General features: G+C 58.7%; 15 protein-coding genes. 5 read left to right on the top strand and 10 right to left on the bottom strand.

Going from position 1 to position 20286, the window contains the following annotated elements:
* Positions 1-40 precede the first annotated feature (40 nt).
* From hmcE (ACOYW1_RS11120) to ACOYW1_RS11090, 7 genes are all read right to left on the bottom strand, one after another.
* A complete protein-coding gene (gene hmcE / locus ACOYW1_RS11120; protein WP_482416398.1) occupies positions 41-718 on the bottom strand; it encodes a sulfate respiration complex protein HmcE in 678 nt (225 codons plus the stop codon).
* Between the two features lie 113 nt (positions 719-831).
* Complete coding sequence (locus ACOYW1_RS11115) at positions 832-1779, bottom strand: cytochrome c3 family protein (RefSeq protein WP_482422844.1); 948 nt, start codon at positions 1777-1779, stop codon at positions 832-834.
* A gap of 621 nt (positions 1780-2400) precedes the next feature.
* Entirely contained in the window at positions 2401-3789 is a 1389-nt protein-coding gene (hmcF, locus tag ACOYW1_RS11110; RefSeq protein ID WP_482422843.1) for a sulfate respiration complex iron-sulfur protein HmcF, read from the bottom strand.
* Positions 3790-3868: 79 nt separating this feature from the next.
* Positions 3869-4546, bottom strand: coding sequence for a sulfate respiration complex protein HmcE (gene hmcE / locus ACOYW1_RS11105; RefSeq protein ID WP_482422842.1), 678 nt, complete (start codon positions 4544-4546; stop codon positions 3869-3871).
* A gap of 15 nt (positions 4547-4561) precedes the next feature.
* Entirely contained in the window at positions 4562-5509 is a 948-nt protein-coding gene (locus tag ACOYW1_RS11100) for a cytochrome c3 family protein (RefSeq protein WP_482422841.1), read from the bottom strand.
* 650 nt (positions 5510-6159) lie between these two features.
* Entirely contained in the window at positions 6160-6753 is a 594-nt protein-coding gene (locus ACOYW1_RS11095; protein WP_482422840.1) for a hypothetical protein, read from the bottom strand.
* A gap of 158 nt (positions 6754-6911) precedes the next feature.
* The gene (locus tag ACOYW1_RS11090) at positions 6912-8723 is read right to left on the bottom strand and encodes an acyl-CoA dehydrogenase (protein WP_482423704.1); all 1812 of its coding nucleotides are present in this window, start codon (positions 8721-8723) and stop codon (positions 6912-6914) included.
* 222 nt (positions 8724-8945) lie between these two features.
* Between ACOYW1_RS11090 and ACOYW1_RS11085 the strand changes: the two genes are divergently transcribed.
* Positions 8946-9767, top strand: coding sequence for an SDR family NAD(P)-dependent oxidoreductase (locus ACOYW1_RS11085; RefSeq protein ID WP_482422839.1), 822 nt, complete (start codon positions 8946-8948; stop codon positions 9765-9767).
* A 346-nt stretch (positions 9768-10113) separates the two neighbouring features.
* On the opposite strand, the gene ACOYW1_RS11080 is transcribed toward ACOYW1_RS11085, so the two are convergent.
* Positions 10114-10869 carry an alpha/beta hydrolase gene (locus tag ACOYW1_RS11080; RefSeq protein WP_482422838.1) on the bottom strand — a complete coding sequence of 252 codons (756 nt, stop codon included), beginning with the start codon at positions 10867-10869 and terminating at the stop codon, positions 10114-10116.
* 239 nt (positions 10870-11108) lie between these two features.
* The gene (locus ACOYW1_RS11075; protein WP_482422837.1) at positions 11109-13817 is read right to left on the bottom strand and encodes an FAD-binding and (Fe-S)-binding domain-containing protein; all 2709 of its coding nucleotides are present in this window, start codon (positions 13815-13817) and stop codon (positions 11109-11111) included.
* A 593-nt stretch (positions 13818-14410) separates the two neighbouring features.
* On the opposite strand from ACOYW1_RS11075, the gene ACOYW1_RS11070 reads away from it, so the two are divergent.
* Complete coding sequence (locus ACOYW1_RS11070) at positions 14411-15676, top strand: 3-dehydroquinate synthase family protein (RefSeq protein ID WP_482416406.1); 1266 nt, start codon at positions 14411-14413, stop codon at positions 15674-15676.
* 16 nt (positions 15677-15692) lie between these two features.
* Here ACOYW1_RS11070 and ACOYW1_RS11065 read toward each other — a convergent pair whose 3' ends face one another.
* Entirely contained in the window at positions 15693-16133 is a 441-nt protein-coding gene (locus ACOYW1_RS11065; protein WP_482422836.1) for an acyl-CoA thioesterase, read from the bottom strand.
* Positions 16134-16546: 413 nt separating this feature from the next.
* On the opposite strand from ACOYW1_RS11065, the gene ACOYW1_RS11060 reads away from it, so the two are divergent.
* The 3 genes from ACOYW1_RS11060 (at position 16547) to ACOYW1_RS11050 (ending at position 20244) form a co-directional block, all read left to right on the top strand.
* The gene (locus ACOYW1_RS11060) at positions 16547-18199 is read left to right on the top strand and encodes a sigma-54 interaction domain-containing protein (protein WP_482422835.1); all 1653 of its coding nucleotides are present in this window, start codon (positions 16547-16549) and stop codon (positions 18197-18199) included.
* A complete protein-coding gene (locus ACOYW1_RS11055; protein WP_482422834.1) occupies positions 18183-18329 on the top strand; it encodes a helix-turn-helix domain-containing protein in 147 nt (48 codons plus the stop codon). Before ACOYW1_RS11060 ends, ACOYW1_RS11055 begins: the two co-directional genes overlap by 17 nt.
* A 481-nt stretch (positions 18330-18810) precedes the next feature.
* Positions 18811-20244, top strand: coding sequence for a hypothetical protein (locus tag ACOYW1_RS11050; protein ID WP_180145087.1), 1434 nt, complete (start codon positions 18811-18813; stop codon positions 20242-20244).
* The last annotated feature ends 42 nt before the right edge of the window (positions 20245-20286 follow it).

The following is a 20286-nucleotide window of genomic DNA, read 5'->3' as shown; positions in this document are numbered from 1 at the left end:
GTTCCTCACTCACAAAATCGTTGTATCTTAAAAAAGATGGTTACCAGGGAAATCCAGGGGCCTTGAGCCCACCGCGCTTGATGCTGAAATCCATGCCGAGTTGGATGCGCGAGCAGAAAAAAAGCACGATATGGGAGAGCTTGGTAAAGGGCACGGCCACGAGAAAGAGCTCCCCGCTGAGGATGTGCGCCAGGGTCCAGAAGGTGACGTCTCCGATCTGGTGATAGGCCATGAAAGCGGTGGCAAAGGGCGCCACCGACAAAAAGAGCACGCCGATGTCCCGGGGCCTTGTGAGCTGTCGCACCTCGGGGAGCACCATGCGGCGGATGAGAAGCCCTGCGGCCCCTATCAGAACGCCCACGGTGAGGGCATCGGCCACGGCATCGGGCATGGCCGGAATGGAGATACCCCAGCGGTACTTCAACAGGATCCCGTGGGCCGAGACAAACAGCGGAACGGCTACAGCCCCCACGTGAAAGAGATAAAACAGCAGGGTGTGTACGGGGTTCTGCCGCCAGCAACGGGTCCCGAAGGGCGTCAGCCAGAGCACAATGGAGCGCAGGGCCCCTTTCAGCCCGCTTGCGATGCATGTGTCGTAGGCCACCCGGTCCAGGCGGGCGTCGAGGTTTTTGATATAAAGAGCCACATGGGCAATGCAACCGATGGAAAAAATCCCGAGGGAAAGCCACAACAGCGGCCCGGTGATAAATTGATACATGGTGTTTCCTCTTTGTTCATTCCGGTAAGATACAGGCCCTTGCTGATGCTCCGGTGACGAAGGGTCCGGGCTCGGGAAATCATCCGAGCCCGGGAGGTGTCCATCCCGATCGTTTAAGGGGTTCCCCCGCTGAACGGGGCATGGCAGGCGGTGCAGTCGTCCACCTCCCCTGCCCCCATGGCGTCATGGCAGCCGATGCAGCTGCGGTCGGCTTGCCGGCTGTGCATGGCAGCGTACAGGGAGACGCCGCCGCCCCGGGGAGAACCCGACGCGTCATGGCATTCGAAGCAGGAGGTTTCCGGTTCCTTGTGGTGACAGGTCTCGCAGGAGATGTCTGCGCCTTCATGGAGGTCGTGGTCAAAGAGCACCTCACCGCCACCGGCGGCAACGCGCGGCATGGAGGAGGTGTCCACAGGGTCGGTGTGGCAGGCTGTGCAGGTTACGGGACCGCCGGGTTCACCGGAATCAAGGGTGGACACATGGCAGCTTACGCACAGATCGTGGGAGGTTTCCCGGGGTGACATGGCCGGGCTGTCCGTTGCACCGGGCTCACCGTGGAGCCTGTCGTGGCATGTGCGGCAGTCAAGGGTGGCCTGCTCGGTGTGGATGCTGTGCAGGGTATCGTCAAAATCGATGGCGTGGGACGAAGAAGGTGATGATGCGGGCTCGCCATTAACGTGGCAGCCGCCGCAGACCTGGGGCCCTGTGGCCCCTGTTGCCGCGGCCGCATCGGCGTGGCACTGGATGCATTGGGCGTGGTAATAGTCCCTGGCCTCCATGCCGGAGAGCCCTTTACGCTGCCTGAACGCCAGGGAAACCCCGCCGTCTGGCCGCGCCTCATGGCACTGAAGACACGTGTCCTTCTCGGCATCAATCACATGTTTTTCGTGTGGGAAGTGTACCTTGGGGCGCTGAAGTACCCCGTAGGAAGTGATGGTGTCCATGGAGATGACATCTACACCCCGATTCTGTTCGTCGGTGCCCTCGGAATATGCAAGACAGAGGCCGAAAAACAGAAGACCAAGGAGAAATGCCAGGCTTGCCCCGACTCGTTTGCGCATAACTGCTCCTTACCAAACCCTCAAGTTAACAGAAAACAATGGCTATATCCGTACCGGGTCGTCGCGACGCCGGTTTCAATGCCGAGCAATCGTCCCTGAATTTGAAATTCAGAAACAGCTTCTCTTTGTTTCCTGCTGAATGAGGGCCAACACCATTTGGTGCAAAGGTGCAGCCTGTCAGGGCGTGGGAATAACTATCCCCACAACAGACGTTATAACGCCTGCAATTATGTTACACGTATTACTAGATAAAAAACTCCAAGCCCACTGCGTATGAGCAAAAGCACTTTACCATGTGGCGGTTCATTGTCAAATATTTTTTAACAAAAAACGGAGAGCATGCTCCTGAGCATTGTGTTTTTTATCGTTAAAAAACAGAGTGTTAAGTTAAGAAATTTTTCCGAATTTCATTTACTATACCATGGCAGTATAGATTGTAATGGTATGTTAAATTCAATTGAATACATTCCTCAGTTAGACTTTTTAAACACCCTTTTCAACGCGCCACAGACCTTCCTGAGCAAAAAGCCCGGCAGGCGAAAATCCCGCCTGCCGGGCCCGGGGCAACGAACGCCCTGATGCTGTCAAAAAAATCCCCCTGAAAAGGGGCTCCCCCGCGGCCTACTCTTCCACGTGGGTCAGGTGCTCGGGGACCTCCACCATCTTGATGAGCAGGGGCTTGAGAAACGACCAGCGGATCCCGATCTTGTAGACCTCTTCAAGGTCCCGGATGGCGTCCCAGCAGTTATGGCACGGAGTGATCACCAGTTTGGCCCCGGTGGCCAGGATCTGGTCCCGCTTCACTTTCATGCCGGTATTGCGCTCCTGGCGGTAGCGCCCGATGCCGTTCAGCCCCCCTCCCCCGCCGCAACAGAAGTTGTGTTCGCGGGTGGGCGTCATCTCCCTGAAATCCTCGGCGATCTGCCCCATGATATACCGTGCGGCCTTTGCCAGGCCCGCGTTGCGGATGTAGTTGCAGGAGTCGTGATAGGTCACGGGCTCTTTGATGCGTTTGGCCGGGTCGATCTTGAGCTTGCCGGTCTGCAGGGCCTCTGCCACCCACTCCACATAATGCAGGGTCTCCACCGGGGGCTTCCCGTCCTTGATCCCCGCCCAGTAAGGCCCTTCGATGACCGTGGCCCGGTAGGCGTGCCCGCACTCGGTGACCACCATGCGCTTGGGCTTGAGGCGATCAATGGCCGAGTAGACGGACTGAACCTGCATTTTTGCAGCCTCCCAGTCCCCTGCGAACATGGCCAGGCTGGTCTCCTCCCACCCTTCGGAAGGGACAGTCCAGCTCTCCCCGGCCAGATGAAACAAGGTGGCGGCGTCGGCAAGGTCTTCGGGGTAATGCTTGGGTTCCCGGGCGTTGACCGTGTAGATGATGTCCGTGTTTTCCTGATCCACGGGTATTTTCAGGCCCGGCCACTCCTCCTCGGTCTCTTCCTCCATCCACTCACAGGTATCCACCCAGTCTTCGGTGGTGATGTCCATCTGCGCGCGGTAGACCCGGTGCATGCCCGAACCGATCTTCATCTCCCAGGGCACAAACCCCTGGGAGTAGAGCAAGCCGCGCAGGTAGCTGAACATCACCCCCATGTCGATGCCCATGGGGCAGTAGAGGGCGCATCGGTTGCAGCAGGTGCACTGGCCCCAGGCCACATCCATGCAGTGCATCATAAAGTCGGTGTCCACCTCCCCTTTCCGCTGCACCAGCTCGCCCAGAGTGGACCGGATCTTGTAGGACGGAACCTGCTTGGGGTCCTTGTCGTTGGCAAGATAGAAAAAACAGGAGTCGGCACAGAGGCCGCACCCCTGGCAGGTATTGAGCCAGGTTTTCAATCTGGATTTGAGGGTCCGCTTGAGTTCTGCCTTCAGGGCGGGGACATCCACCTCAAGGGACTTCATCTCTTCATAATATCTGGCGCCCCCCTTGTCCTGCATAAACGCCTGGAGTTCGTCTTTGGTATCGATGGGTTTTCTGTTGCAAAATGTTCCTTCCGGCATCATCTTTTCCTTCTTATGATCATGGTCCGTACACATCGTAAGCCCCTTAAGGGACGTTGTTGTCTCCGTTTCTACCAGGGGGTCACACAGGCATGCCCGCGGATTTCATCCCCCCTCGCTTAATGCCGAAATCCATGCCCAGCTGAATCCGGGAGCAGAAAAAAAGCACCACATGGGAGAGCTTGGTAAAGGGAACGGCCACCAGCAGCATCTCCCCTGAAAGAATATGGGCCAGGGTCCAGAAGGTGCTGTCCCCTATCTGGTGATAGGCAATGAACCCGGTGACAAAGGGAGCCACGGCGATGACAAGGGTTCCGATCTCCCGACTTGTGGTGAGAACGCGCACTTCAGGCAACGCCAGACGGCGGATCACCATGGCCAGTGCCGCAAGGATCACCCCCACGGTCATCCAGTCCGCCACCACATCGGGCAGGGTCGGCAAGGCAATGCCCCAGCGCAGCTTCAGGATCACCACATGGGCGGAGAGAAACAGGGGCGCGATCACCGCCCCAAGGTGAAAAAGGTAAAAGATAACCGTATAAACAGGCTTTGCCCGCCAGCTTCGTGTGCCGAAGGGAAGCATCCAGAAAACAAGGGAGCGCAGAGCACCACGGATGCCCCAGCCCACGTGTGAGCCATAGGAGACCCGGTCCAGGTCCTGGTCCAGATTCTTGACGTACAAAACCACATGAACAACGCACCCGACAAAAAAAATGCTGAAGGCGAGCCAGAGAAGGGGCCCGGTAATAAACTGGTACATGATATGTCCTCCAAATTAGGATCCGATAAGAAAACAGGCGCAAAGACGGTTGCCTACTGAGTTCGGAGCCTCTGAAGGGACATGGCACCCGGTACAGTCTATGACGCCGGCACCCATGGTGTCATGGCATCCAATGCAGCTGCGATCAGAGGTCCGGGAGTGCATGGCCGCCTGAAGGGAGACGCTGTCGCCCCCGGGCTCACCGCGCCTGGGATGGCACTCGGCGCAACCGGTGTCGGGCTCCTTGTGATGACAGACCTCGCAGGAGATATCGGCTTCTTCATGGAGGTCGTGGTCGAAGTCGACCTCACCGCCGTGGGCGGCCCCATGGCCCTCCCCTTTGGAGGCGGAAAGGGCATGACACCCCGTGCACTCCAGGGGGGCGTCGGAGGCCGAGTCCAGGTGGCAGGTGACGCACAGGCCGTGGGCCTCATCACTGTTTCCTCCTGACGGCAGGGCATCATGGCACGCCTTGCAGTCAAGGGCGGCATCATCGGTGTGGCGCATGTGGAGTTGGGCGTCAAAGGTTATGGCGTGTGATATGGGGGGAGAATCGGGGACAGGTTTTACATGGCACCCGCTGCAGACCTGGGGGCCGGTGGCAAGCCCTGCTGTTTCACGGTCGGCATGACATCCGATGCACTGGTTGTGGTAGAGGTCCTGAAGCGCCTCACCGGAGAGTTCATGGCGGTTTTTCATGGAAAAAGAGATCCCATGACCGGCACCGGGGGCCGGGTCATGGCATGCCAGGCAGCCAGCAGACTCGCTTGTGGCCGACACATGGATCCCATGGGGGAATCGAACAGGGGGACGTTGAAGGGTGTCCAACGGGGCAATGGAATCAATGGTAATGAGATCAACGCCTTCTTCCGGCGGCATCCGGTGTTCGGTATACGCCAGCCGCAACCCCACACAGGACAGGATCAAAAGAACAGCCAGGGTTGCCTCGACTCGTTTTCGCATAACGGTTCCTTCTCATGGCTCAGGTTAACAGAAAACAATGGATATATCGGGCCCAGTCATCTCGACTGCGGCATCGGTCCAAACAAACAGATCCCCCGGCAGCGCTGCCGGGAAATGCGTTCTCCTGTGATCCCTGCTGAGAAGGCGAATTCCTCAAAATGTGGATTCCTGCGGGCGTGGGCCCGCAACGTAAATATCGCCCCGTTATGTGTCTCTCAATGTATTACTCATCAATACTCCATGCTCACTGCGTATGAGCAATGAAACCCTACGCCCCGTGTGTGATCCTTGTCAATTATTTTTTTTAAAAGGGCTAAAGAAGAATGCACATCATTCCTTATAAACAATATGATTCGGGTACATTACAGAGAAAATAACGTAAACGCATTTTGTATTTCAGCCCGATTTGGTGAAGAAATAAAAAAGACATCATCAATTATACTGATGATGTCTTTCAATAGAATTGCGAGTGAGACATAAAGGAACAAATCAACCTTTTACAGGTGACAGCACGAGCCGTGGTTTGGAACGCGGAATAAAGCGAAAAGAAGAGAGGGAGAAGGCATGAGGCCACTGCCGGGGCCCCCGTAACCGAACCGGAGGCTGCCCGCGTGCACACAGGTCTGAAGGGCATGAAGGAGGGAATGTGATCAGTAACGCTTGACGCGCCGGATGGATTCACCATGCCAGAGACACCCGCCCAGGGCGCAAAGCCAGGCAGATCTTTCATCTGCCATCTGCCCCTTGGCAGGGGCAAGGGAGACCACCGGGTACTCCGCGAGTTGATCCTCGTTAAAGCTCCCTTTTTTCACAGTGCTTTCCAGGGCTGCAACCATCATGGGGGCGGTCACCACATGGCAGTTGTGAAAGGCATCGGACTTGAGGCGTTGCCGGGCGGTCTCATCGGGCTCGGTGCTTAAAAGCACCTCCACGGACGCGCATCGCCTTCGCATGGCCTCTGCCATGCGCACCTCATCGTCCCAGGAGGAGAGAAGGATCAACGGAGGCTCTTTTTTGGTCTTGGCGGGACGACCGCTCTGGCTGAACACCTTCTTCACCGCTGTCCAGCGATCATCCAGGCGCATATCAAGGAGGGTTCGGGTCAGGGCGTCGTGGTCTTTTTCCTGAAGGATTTCAGCATGGACGATGCGGTATCGCTTGGTGCCGCTGTAAAATCCCTTTTCCACCACAACCACCTCGGCAGTCCCCTCTTCCCGCTCCAGATACGCCCCCAGAAAAAACATCTCCGCCTCCACATCCACAATCAGCAAACAGAACAAAGGCCCTGGCAGATAAATCGTGGGATCTATCTGCCAGAGCCCCAATACACCGGAACCTTGGAACGATATCTATACCTGACGCCCCGTGATGTCAATCACGGAGGGCTTGTGTGCCAGGCACCTTACCCGAAAAATGAGGACTCCGGAATGGTCATGGCGGCATCCGACCCCTTGAGGATGGCACGCATGCGCCCCTGGGCCACAGGAAGCTCCGTCTGGATGTAGTGGGCGGCCGAGGCCAGGATGCCTCCGTAGAAATCCTTGTCTTTCTTTTTGGCCTTTTCAAGGGCCGCAGTTGCGGTAACGGCCCGCCAGAGATGCATCCAGGCAAAGACCACGTCCCCTGTGACGGTCATGAAAGGATGTGCGCTGGCAAAGGCGTTCATCACCTCGGTGCTCATGGCGGTCTTGCCCATGTACATGGCCACCTCGCCGAGTTTACCCACAGCCTTTTCAAGCTCGTCTGCAAGGGGAGAAAGGGCCTCCACCCCGCGCGCTTCGGCAATGGTCTTCTGCATCTCTCCCATGAGGTCCATGACGGCCTTGCCCTTTTTCATGCCGAGTTTGCGACCCAGAAGGTCCATGGCCTGAATCCCGTTGGTGCCCTCGTAGATCATGGTGATGCGACAGTCCCGGAGCAGCTGGGCCTGGGGGTACTCTTCAATGAACCCGTAGCCCCCGTAGACCTGCATGCCGTGGGAACAGACATCGTAGGAGCGGTCCGTGACGTACCCCTTGCCGATGGGGATGAGCACGTCGATGATTCCCTGGAGGCGCTCCTTCTCTTCCTCGGAATCACTCACTTTTTTGAGGTCCGAGCAGTACCCGATGTAAAAGAGGAGGCTTCGCATGGCCTCCACGTTGGCCTTCATGGTGATGAGCTGACGACGGATGTCCGGATGCTGGATGATGGGCACGGCAGGCGGATTCTTCTCCATCATGGACATAAGGTTGGGCCCCTGGATCCGCTCCTTGGCGTAGGTCAATGCGTTGGCGTACGAAGCCCCGGCCACGCTGAGACCCTGGATGCCCACAAAAAGACGGGCCTCGTTCATCATCTGGAACATGGCGCGCATGCCCTTGTTGGGCTCACCCAGGAGTTCGCCTACGCAACCGCCCTTCTCTCCCAGGGCAAGGGAGCAGGTGCAGTTGCCGTGGATACCCATTTTGTGCTCGATGCCCGTGCAGACCACGTCGTTGAGTTCCCCCACGGATCCGTCTTCGGCAACCCGGTACTTGGGCACGGTGAACAGGCTGATGCCCTTGGTGCCGGCAGGGGCCCCTTCGATGCGGGCCAGGACAGGGTGCACGATGTTTTCGGCCATGTCGTGATCGCCCCCGGAGATAAAGATCTTGTTGCCCTTGATGCTGTAGGTGCCGTCGGCGTTGGGGGTGGCCGTGGTGGTCAGGGCGCCCACGTCGGACCCGGCGCCGGGTTCGGTGAGGAGCATGGTGCCGGTCCACTGGCCGGAATACATCTTGCGCAGGTACGTCTCTTTCTGGCTCTGGGTGCCGAAGGCCTCCACAAGGTTGGCGGCGCCGTGGGTCAGCGCCACGTACATGTACATGGCCATGTTGGCCCCGGAGAGGTACTCCGTGCATGCCATGGAGAGGGCGTGGGGCATGCCCTGGCCGCCCCAGGACGGGTCCTCGCTGGTGGCGATCCACTCCCCGTCCCGATACAGATCCCAGATCCGCTTGAACTCCTCGGGGATCTGCACCTGCCCCTTATCCAGGCTGCAACCGGTCTGGTCCCCGGGGGCGTTGGTGGGAAGCACCTCTTTCAAGGCCAGGTTCCGCGCCTCGGAGATCACCAGGTCGATGGTTTTCTTATTGAACTCTCCGTAGGTTTCATGGTTGCTCAGGTCACTCAGGTTCAGCTGCTCATGAAGAACAAATTCAACGTCACGTCGATCTGCAAGTTGGTGTGCCATCATGCCTCTCCTCTGGTTGAAAACTCGGAATAAACAACATGGTGCAAGTGCTTCGGCCGCTTTACGGGGTTGCCGCGGGATCTCCACAATAACGTTAACGTCAGCTTTAGCTAAGAGACCCCGTCCGTGTCAAGATGATTGTCTCCATATGTAAACTTTGTTACCATTTGAATAAAAACACTCACCCATCTTCTTTTTTTCCCTTCCGGGAGGCCCACTGACATGAAACGGATTGTACTCATCACCGGATGCTCATCCGGCATCGGAGAGGCCCTGGCCCAGAATTTTCTCAAGGCCGGATGGACCGTTTACGCCACTGCCCGCAAGCGCGACGCCCTGACGCCCCTTGTCTCCCTCGGGGCACAACCCGTGGCCATGGACCTCACAGCCCAGTCATCCGTCAGCCAAGCCGTGGAACATGTCCTGGGCCGGGAAGGCCACATGGACATGCTCATCAACAACGCCGGGTACGGGGCCATGGGTCCGCTGGCCGAGATGCCCGTGGACGAGGTCAGGCGGCAGTTCGAAGCCAATCTCTTCGGCCAGATAGCCCTCATCCAGGCGGTTGTCCCCGCCATGATCCAGCGCGGCGCAGGACACATCATCAACATCGGAAGCGTCTCAGGGATCCTGCCCACTCCGTTCTCCGGTGCCTATGCCGCCAGCAAGGCGGCGTTCCACGCCGCGAGTGACGCCCTGCGCCTGGAGCTCGCCCCCTTTGGGATCAAGGTGGTGATTGTGCAGCCCGGGGGCATCGCCTCCCGTTTCTCCGCCAACGCCGAGGCCCAGCTCAAAGAGACCACGAAAAACCTCAACCACTACGCCGCCTCCATGGACGCCATTGTCCGGCGCACCCGCATCTCCCAGGAGAGCGCCATGCCCCTGGACCGGTTCGCCGAAAAGCTCACAGCCATCCTCCTTCGGGAGCCCATCCCCCCCGTCATCCGCCTGGGCACCCACAGCACCCTCATGCCCTTCCTCAAGAAATGGGTCCCCACGCAGCGACGCGATGCCATCCTGATGAAGAAGTTCAAGCTGAACTGACGCCAGATAAAAAGCAGACAAAAGCGTGCCTCCGGCGGCGAGGTGAGCCACCTCGAAAGCAGGTTGCCATTGCGCTTTGCCCTTCGTTCCTCAGGGCAACGCGCAATGGCATTTGTTGCTGCATGGGTTTTCATGACCTTCACAATTCTTCGGAGGTGCGCAAAGGGCAACCGACCTCATCCCCCTGCGCCGTCCGCTCCGCAGGACTCGCCCATATGCAAAATCAAGCCGTGGATAGCACACGTCACAGAACCTGGAGGTATCTCACATGGAGGCAGAGCCTCCGAGACGCATGCCCAGGCGGAACCTGTTTATTAAGGTCTGTATGTGAAACGCTTTAGAAGCGTTACTTCCGGCACGGCCGCCGGAGGCTTTTTTTCAGGAGGTCATAGAAGGGAGCCCTGGCCTGTGTCTCCTTCCAGGGGACATGGCCGCACTGCGGCAAGAGAAAAAGAAACTCATCAAGGGCCTTTTCAAGGGGGACCCGCACCCCGTCGGCCGGGTGGGGGTCGTAGTCGCCGTGGATGGCGGTCACCGGGCAGGTCAGGGAAGATGCCGCGGTCAGCAGGGAGCCGTTTCGGCGGCACTGAGCAGCCTCGGGCCACACCGCGTTGAAGATGTCGGCGGAGCAGAAGATGTCCGCCTTATCAGCGTCCATGGGGTCAAAGGCATCGGCCTTTGAAAAGATCCTGCCGAACCGGAGAAACACCTCGTTGCGGACACGCGCAGACGGATGCTTCAGGTTCGGCAGCAACCCCTTGACCTCGGCCCGCTCTTCAGGCGTCAGGCGCCCCATGCGCTCGGCATCAATGCCTGCGGCATCGGCTTCGAGGAAAGGGCCGCTACCCACCAGGATCAGTTGGTTCACAAGCTCCGGGAAGCGAGCGGCCAGGATCACACTCAGCCAGGCACCCCAGGAGAACCCGATGAGGGCCACAGGGCACGTGGCATGTTCCAGAATCGCCGAGCGAAGTTCTGCCACCTGGCCTTCAAGGCTCAAGGCCGTCTGAAGGGGCTCCAGCACCCCCCATTCGTGTGAGAGCTCCCGGGCCACCGGTGCCATCTCCCCTGCCCCGCCCGGCCCGCCGTGCACAACAGCCACCCCAAAAGGGCGCCTTCCCGTACGTTCGTCACACTTTCACTTGTTCAGACCTTTCCATGAAATCCTCAGACGCAAAACAGCCCGCAACACAGGAGACCCATATCACGGGCTGCCCAAACATGCACCCCCGCCGCCCCTACACCCCAGGGTTAACGCATTTAGATTTTTGCCTCCGGCGGCCCTGCCCCCATACCCTATGACCCATACTCTATGGCCTTATTTCCCTCTATCCTCTTTCCCTACATCTCCCCCGTCCTCACGATACGCTCCGTGCACCGATCCACCAGGTAGAGAATGGATGAATAGGTGATGCCGCCGTGGAGGGAGAGGCCGATCTCGCAGGTACGGCTGGTGGAAAATCCTTCCCGGCAGCCTGCCACCTTATCCTTCAGGCCGTCCAGGGCCGCTTCGTTCAGCTCGGGGACGTTGAATCCCCGGTCTCCGGCAAAACCGCAGCAGTTGATGTCTTCCGGCACCACCACCCGTGCGGCACAGAGTTCGGCCAGCTCTTTGAGCTTTCCCTCCAGGCCCAGCTTAAGGGTGGTGCAGGTGGCGTGGACGGCAATCTTGTCGTCGCTCTGGTTGAAGATAAGGCGCTTTTTCAGGAACTCCAGGATGAACCCCACGGGCTCATACAGGGAAAGGGATTCGGAAAGGGTCTCTTTCATGTGGTAAAGGCAGGGGCTGGTGTCTGCAAGGATGGGGTATTCACCGTCCCGGCTCGCCGCCATCAGGGCCTTTTCAAGCTCAGCGGCCTTTTTATCGGCCTGGCGGGTATACCCCTTGCTGGCAAAGGGAAGGCCGCAGCAGAGTGTGTTGAGTCCCTCGGGGATGATCACGTCGTAGCCCGCCTTTTCAAGGACGGAGAGGGTCACGTCTCCCAGGGGACGCTTATCTTCCATCTCAAGCGAGGCGCCAAAGCTTCGACTGATGCATGAAGGAAAGTAGACAACCTTCAGGGGATTCGATGATTTTCCTTTGAGCTTTCTCATTTTCCTTGCAGCGTCGGGGAGGGCACGGTTCCACATGGGAAGTGTCTTGAGGGAGAGGCGGCGGGCATGCATGGCCACGGCTTCCATGATGCCGTCCCCGGCAAGCTTATGCACCATGTGCGCCCCTTTGAGCCCTGCCCGCACCGTGCGGGTGGTCCCGTTGTAGTGGTCGGCCAGAAAAGAGGCGGTGCGGTTGCCCATTTTCCCGGTGGCCTCGGCCCGCTGTTTCTTGGTGAAGGTCCCGGTGTTGATCCCCACGGGGCACCGCTGGGCGCACAGGCCGTCTGCCGCACAGGTCTCAAGGCCAGGGTACTGATATCCCCTCTTCCACTTCCGGGCACCGGAACCGTTTTCAAGGCGCTTTGCCTCCCTCCAGGCGGTGATGCGATGCCTGGGGGTAAAGGTCAGGTTTCTGGAGGGGCAGACAGGCTCGCAGAACCCGCACTCGATGCACTTGTCCACGATCTCATCGGCAGCGGGCATGGGTTTGAGGTGGGTGATATGGGCCTGGGGATCGTCGTTCAGGATCACCCCGGGGTTGAGGATCCCCTCGGGATCGAACAGGGCCTTGATCTCCTTCATGAGGGCGTATGCTTCCCTGCCCCACTCCATCTCCACATACGGCGCCATGTTGCGGCCGGTGCCGTGCTCGGCCTTGAGGGAACCATCATAGGTGGTCACCACCATGCCGGCCACCTCGTCCATAAAATCCCGATAGCGATGGATTTCCTCCTGTTCTTCAAAGGCCTGGGTAAACACGAAGTGAAGGTTCCCTTCCAGGGCGTGGCCGAAGATGATGGCTTCGTCGTAGCGGTATTTTTTAAAGAGGGCCTGAAGTTCCAGGGTGGCCGAGGCCAGGGAGTCCATGGGAAAGGCCACGTCTTCGATGATCACCGTGGTGCCGGTTTCCCTCACCGCCCCCACAGCCGGGAACAGCCCTTTCCGAATGGCCCAGAGGCGCGTAAACTCCTCCGGATCCGGGGTAAACACCGTGGGAACCACCTGGGTAAGACCGGCCAGGGAAGCCGTGACGGTTTCCACCTGGGCGGCAAGGGCCTCCCGGGTTTCGGCCCGGGTCTCCACCAGCAGGGCGGTGACGCCGTCGGCCAGCCCTTTGATGGCTTCGGGCATGCCCTCTTTGTCCTCCACCGACTTTAAAGCGGCCCGGTCCATGAGCTCCACGGCGGCCACGGGCTGTTTTTTCAAAATCATGGTGGCGTTGCAGGCGGTTTCGATGTCGGGAAACAACAGAAGGGCCGAGGCTTTGTGGGGATGCTCCACCACGGTGTGATAGGTCACCAGCTCAGAAAACCCCAGTGTCCCTTCCGACCCCACCAGCAGGTGCTTGATGATGTCAAAAGGATCATCAAAGTCCACCAGGGCGTTGAGGCTGTAGCCTGTGGTGTTCTTGATCTTGAACTTCCGACGGATCCTGTCGGCAAGCTCGGGGTTGGCTTTGACGGCATCGCGCAGGTCGCAGATCCCTTTGAGCATTTTGGGGTGCTCGTCTGCAAAGCGGCTTCGGCTGACATCGTCTTCGGTATCGAGGACCGTGCCGTCGTAAAACACCGCCCGGATATCCGCGATGGTTTTGTAGCTGTTTTCCGAGACCCCGCAGCACATGCCGCTGGCGTTGTTGGCGACGATCCCCCCGATCTGGGCGGTGTCGATGGAGGCGGGGTCCGGGCCGATCTTCCGGCCGAACTGCCCCAGCCTGCTGTTGGCCCAGCTTCCGATGACCCCGGGTTGGAGCCTTATTTTTTCGGCGTTGTTAAAAATCGCGCACCCCTGCCAGGTGTGCCCGAGCCTGACGAGGATGGAGTCGGTGACGGCCTGGCCCGAAAGGCTTGTTCCGGCGGCACGGAAGGTCACCGGCAGGTTTCGCGCCCCGGCTTCCCGGAGGAGCCACACTACCTCCCGCTCCTCTTCCACGGTGATCACGATCTTCGGCACCATGCGATAAAAACTGGCGTCCGTGCCGTAGGCCAGGGTAAAGGGGATCCGTGGTAATTCGCTCCGGCGGGATCACCTGCTTCATGGCGCGTAAAAAGGCTTTATACTCTTTGGTCAGCATGGCGGGTCCTCGCTGATGGGTTGGCAGAGGGTTGATCAAACCACCGAAGCGTTTAGGAAAAAGGCTGAAAAAACATTGGGAAGGAGGAAGGGAAAAACGAAGGGGACGGAGGGCATCCGACGAAACAGCCCCGGCTTTTTCTTTATATTATGGAAAAACCGATGTGGGGTGTCAATGGGTATTCCGAATATTGCCCTGTCACAACAGGTAGTTGCGAATCCAGAAGGCGCGATATCGTCGGAGACGAACCGCCGCGATTCCATGCTGCCAATGCCCCTTGAAAGGGCGACATTCTCAAATTGTCATCATAAAATGAATATGCTATGGTTTTGTTAATTTTTTGCTGTCATACCGGTTACCCACGCCGTTGATAAACCTTGAACAGCACTGTTATTCCTGATTCTCATCGTCATTTCCAACCATGGTTTTTGGATCCCAACACTCAGTCACGACAACCCTTTCAGGGGAGGTTTTGATGAATCGCACTCGCTTTCAGGTCTTTCCCACCTATACCCAGGAATTCCACACCCACCACAGCTACCCCGTCTGCTTTACGAACAACCTGTTTACCGGCACCAACCAGACCATTCGCCGGACCCTGACCAAGATGGGGCACGATGCCCCCCTTCGATGCGCCATTCTCGTGGACTCGGGTGTGGTGGCCCGCAACCGGAATCTGGTTAAGCAGATCATCCGCCACTTTCAAAAAGAGCATCCCTTCTTTGAACTCTGCCACGCGCCCTTTATCATGTGCGGCGGGGAGTCCGTCAAAAACAGCCAGCGAATGGTGGAGGAGACCGCCACCATCGCCCATGCCCACGGCCTGACCCAGGAGAGCCTGGTGTTCGTGGTGGGGGGCGGAGCGTTTCTGGACGCGGCCGGTACGGCCCTGGCCCAATGCCGGGGCGGCATCAAAACCATCAATGTCCCCACCTCCACCCTCTCCCAGTGCGCGGCCGGCATCGGAACCATGCGTTATATGAACACCCGCGGGATCAAGAATTTTTCCGGCATCACCGCCCCTCCCTACGCCGTGTTCATCGATTTTTCCCTGCTCAGGACGCTCCCCTTCGAGCACCACATCAGCGGCATGGCCGAAGCGTTCAAGATGGCCCTGTCCGCCGACACCGAATTTTTCTTATTTCTGGTGAAGAAGGCGCGAAAGCTGCGACAGAACGATCTGGAGACCGTGGAAAAAGTGGTCCACAAAACCGCCACCCTCCACCTGGACCGGGCCCGTGCATCCAGCGAACCCACCCTGGACGAAGGGTCGAGCCTGGGGTGCCGTGTCGCCCACTGGCTGGAGACCCGCTCCGGGTACAAACTCCCCCACGGGCACGCCCTGTCCGTGGGCATTGCCCTCAACGCAAGCTACGCACGCCACACAGGCTCCCTGTCTGAGGCGGACTTTTCCCGGCTCGTCAACGGACTTGTCACAAGCGGCCTGCCGGTCTGGAACCGGTTTCTTGAGACCCGGTCCGAAAAGGGTTCCCTGGAGGTGACGGCCATGCTCGCCCGCTCCCTTCAGAGTACCTCAGAGCCCCTCATGGTCCCCGACGGCCTCGGTGCGTTGAAAGCCGTCTCTCATCTGGATTTCAAAGCCTTTGAAAAGGGAATCGGCGTGCTTCGGGGGCACTGCCGAAAAGAGTTCTCCGGGGATCGGCGCCTCTTTGTGGTCACCCCCTGGAACAAAACCGTGCAGAGCGATCTGTCGGGCCAGGGTGCCCACGCAGACCAATAACCTCGCAGAGACAGGGTTAGTTGCCGCACCCAAAATCAAGGGCCTTCGCCTTGAACGCCGCGGGCAGAAACGCAATGCGACGCGCTGCGTAGTTGAAGGCAACGAGCCCTGTCTCCGCAACAGCAACGGTTTTGCCGCTGCATGTCACATGATAGTGGATCCGAAACCCTGCCTCTCCCACCTCACCAAAGGCGCACCCCACGGTGAGGTTGTCCCCCAGAAAGGCCTCGGCCCTGAAGTTCACCACCAAATCATCCATGACGATGCCGGTCTTGCCGTCCCCCAGGTCCCCTTCGTGGACCCCCATGGACCGAAACAAGGCCACGCGGGCGTCGTGGAGGATCCCCACCATTTCTGAATTTCCCACATGACCGCCGTAGTTCAGGTCTCCCACCCGCACCTGGATATCGCAGGTAAACGGGTACTCTTCTTTCAGCGCAAGCTTAATTCGAGGCATGATTATTTCCTGTGCAAAGTATCTTGGGTCCATGGCCCCGGAGGCCGGAAGAGACCGTAATCCTCAGCCCGACCATCGGCCGGATTTCAGTGATAGCTGAAAGCAACCGAAAATGGAACCCGAAACAAGGCAACTCATTCCTTGTTTTCCCGCTGTCAGAAAAGGATTGATCCCGTCATCTTTTGCCTGTTACAACACATACTGTTTTCCAGGCACACCCATGGCATCCCATGGATTTCCAATTTTGCCGACAGGACGACGATGTCCTGCCGCGTGAACAGATGATCCAGGTGAATCAAGCCCCGAGCTGGTTCGAGTCTGGTGCGATGACGGTCAGTCCATCAAGGATGATGCGGCCCCGGGCACCCCGTTTCGAATGAGATCCCGGTTTGTTGCAGGTGGAGAGAGGTTGTATGACCAAGCAGACCAACCCCGTGGCCCGAGGCGATGCTGGCGCATCATTTTTTCAGAACCTCATGCAGAATATCTCGGCACAGATCATCGTGCTCATGGACTCCATCCACAACCCCGTGGTGGGAGTGGACAGCCGCAGCCGCGTGGTGCTGTGCAACCAGACGTTCACCAAGGTGGTGGGACTGTCCCGGAACGAGGTCATCGGCACCCCCATTGCCTCCATCATCCCGGAAACCCGGCTGACCCACATCGTGGCCACCGGCAAGACCGAAGCCGCCAAAAAAATCCGCATCGCCGGAAAGACCTACCTTGCCAACCGCACCCCCATCGTCAACGACGGCAACGTGGTGGGGGCCATGGCCCTTCTTCAGGATATCACGGGTATCGAAGCCCTGGGCAATGAACTCAGGCACTCCAGCGACACCAACGAAGAGCTCCAGGCCATCATCGAGTCCTCCTTCGACGGGATCTTCGTCACCGACGGCACCGGCACGGTGACCCGGCTCAACCGCGCTTACGAGCGCCTCACCGGTATCAAGCGTTCCGAGATCATGGGCAAATCCATGACAGAACTCGTCAACAAAGGGTACTACAGCGAGTCTGTCACCTTAAAGGTCCTGAAGAGCAGGCAGCCCGAGTCGGTGTTCCAGGAGGTCAAAAACGGCAAGACCATCATGGTTACCGGCACCCCGGTGCTGGACAAAGAGGGTCAGATCGCGCGGGTGGTGACCAACGTGCGGGACGTCACCCAGCTCAACCGCCTCCAGCATGAACTCTGCTCCATGCAGACCCTGCGTTCCCATTACGAGGTGGAGATCAACAGCCTGCGCCAGGAGAAGGGGGACGGCCAGTACGTGATCCGCTCCAAAAGGCTGCTGGAGATCAAGGCCCTTGCCATGCGCATCGCCCAGGTGGACTCCACGGTGCTTATCCAGGGAGAATCCGGGGTGGGCAAAGAGATGGTGGCCGAGATGGTCCACGAAAACGGCAAGCGCAAGGGAAAGCCCTTTATCAAGATCAACTGCGCCTCCATCCCCGAAGCCCTTTTGGAAGCCGAGCTCTTCGGCTACACCCCCGGCTCCTTTACCGGGGCCTCCAAAAAGGGCAAGGCAGGCCTTTTCGAAGCCGCGGACAACGGCTCCATCTTCATGGACGAGGTGGGAGAGATGTCCCTTCCGCTTCAGAGCAAGCTCCTTCGGGTCATCCAGGAAAAGGAGATCACCCGCATCGGGGACACCCGCCCCATCACCGTCAACGTGCGCATTATCGCCGCCACCAACCGGGACCTGGAAAAGATGGTCCAGGAAAAGACCTTCCGCAAGGACCTCTTCTTCCGGCTTAATGTGGTCCCCATCCACATCCCCCCGTTGCGGGAACGCTCTGAGGCCATTGTGCCCCTGATCCGGCATTTCCTGGCCAAGTACAACAAGCGCTTCGAGTTTGCCAAGCAGATCGACCGGGAAGCCGTGGACATCCTCACGGCCCACCCGTGGCCCGGCAACGTGCGTGAGCTTGAGAACGTCATCGAGCGCCTGGTGGTGATCACCCCGGGGGGCCGGAGTTGCCGCGGACATCCCGGACTCCATCCGAAACCCGGATGGAAACGGAGGGCTCCCCTCGTTGACGGGGAAACCCTTGAAGGAGCTCCTTGAAGAGGTGGAGGCCCGGGCCATTCAGGAGGCCCTCAAAACCCACGGCACCACACGAAAGGCTGCCGAAGCCCTGGGCATCAATCAGTCCACCGTGGTGCGCAAGGCGTCCCGGTACGGCTTGCGCCCCTGACTCGAACTGATGCATGGCTGCATTTTTGCGATGCCCCACAGCATCACCCGATCACCACAGACTGTTTAAAGAAGTATTGTAGCATGTTACCTGATTCTACCCACCAAATTCTCGCCACCGGAGATGCCACCGTGCATCGCCGGTGTACTGCGTCTTCCCTTCGTCCGCACCTGTTGCCCGTCAAACATCTCTCCTGTGACGTGATGGCCGTAAGCCCCGTAAACATTGGACACCCTGAGGGTCCTCCGGGCAGAGACCGGCCCTTTTTACCACCGGAGTAAGTCATTCCTGCGGCTTGGCATGCTCCTTGCGGAATACCACCTTCGAAAGCCGGTCATGATCGGTCTTCGGCAGGAGGATTCCTCGTCGGGTCACAGTCTGTGTGAATCACATACACAGTCAGGCCGGGCGGATTGCAGGGAACACATTGCTTGCCGTTGCCCGGAGCACTGAACGTCAGATGTTGGAAGGAGAATGAAGCATGAGTAAATACCGCGAGCACGGTGGCAAGCAGTCCGGGATCCCCATGGGACCCCTAACGCTCAGGCTGCCCTTTATTCACTACCGTTTCGAATGGCCGGATTACCTCCAGGGCCTGTTGATGTGCACCGTCTGTCTGGCCATTATCCCCGTCCTCACCGGCAAACTGGGCATGTCCTTTGAGGTGGCCCTGGCCATCGTTATCATGAACGGCACCCTTTACCTTGCCCACGTCACCTTCGGCGACCCGGTGGTGCCTGGCTGGGTCACCCCGGCCATCCCCCTTCTCATCGCCTATGTGGAGACTTACGCCCCCGGGGTTGAGCGCATGCAGTGCCTCATCGCCTTTGAGATGATGTTCGGGATTTTCTGTGTAATCCTGGGGGTCTCGGGGCTGGCAAAGAAGTTTGTATCCATCATCCCCAACGCCATGCAGTCCGGCATCGTGCTGGGGGCGGGCTTTGCAGCCGTCATGATCGTCTTTAAGCCCGGCAACGGCCTGAAAAGCTTTGACAACTTCCCCTGGACCGTGGTTATCTGCGTGGGCCTTGCCTTCTACCTCCTGTTTTCAGAACACTTCAAGAGCCTTCGAACCAAAAACAAGTTCTTCTTCTATCTTGCCAACCTCGGCATGATGCCCACCCTGGCCCTGGCCGTGTTTGTGGGGCCCCTCACCGGTGAGCTCTCCTGGCCCACCTTCACCGGAGAGATTATCACCTCCCCTGATTTTGCGACCCTTTTCAGGGATTTCACCATCCTCGGCAACATCCCCATGCCCTCGGGCCACATGTTTATCTCCAGTATTCCCATGGTGGTCAGCGCCTACCTCGTTATCTTCGGTGACGTGATTCAGAGCCAGGCCCTTCTCGACGACGCCCAGAAGTACCGCCCCGATGAGGACATCGACTACAACCCCAACCGATCCCACATCATCTTCGGCGTACGTAACACCATCATGAGCGTCATCGGCCCGGACATCTCCATGTGCGGGCCCCTGTGGGCGGCCATGCAGGTGGTCCTGTGCGAACGATACAAGCACGGGCCGGAAGCCATGGACTCCATCAGCGGCGGCGCAGCCTCCTTCCGTTTCGGCACCTGGACCGGCTACTTCCTGGCCCCCATTGTCTCGGCTGTGAAGCCCATCCTGGGCATCGGCCTGGCCTCCACCATGCTGATCCAGGGTTATGTAAGTGTCCGCATCGGGGTCCTGAAATCCCGGTCTTACAACGACCTGGGCATTGCAGGTGTCACCGGCGCCATCGTGGCCACCCGCGGGGCTGCCTGGGGCCTGGGGGCTGCCATCGTCATGTGCGCCCTCATCTACTTGGGCGGAGACAAGCGCAAGGCCTACATCCAGGAAGAGCCTGTCTTCCCCGGAGATTCCCCTGAAAAAATCAACAAAGAGATCGAAGAACACGTGGGCAACGTCGCCTAACGCGATGTAAACCGACACGACGCCGCCCCGCCCCTTTGCGGC

It is taken from the genome of Desulfoluna sp. CYM3A, from assembly GCF_056829965.1.
The sequence above is the reverse complement of the archived record's forward strand: the minus strand, read 5'-3'. Positions and strand labels throughout refer to the sequence as shown.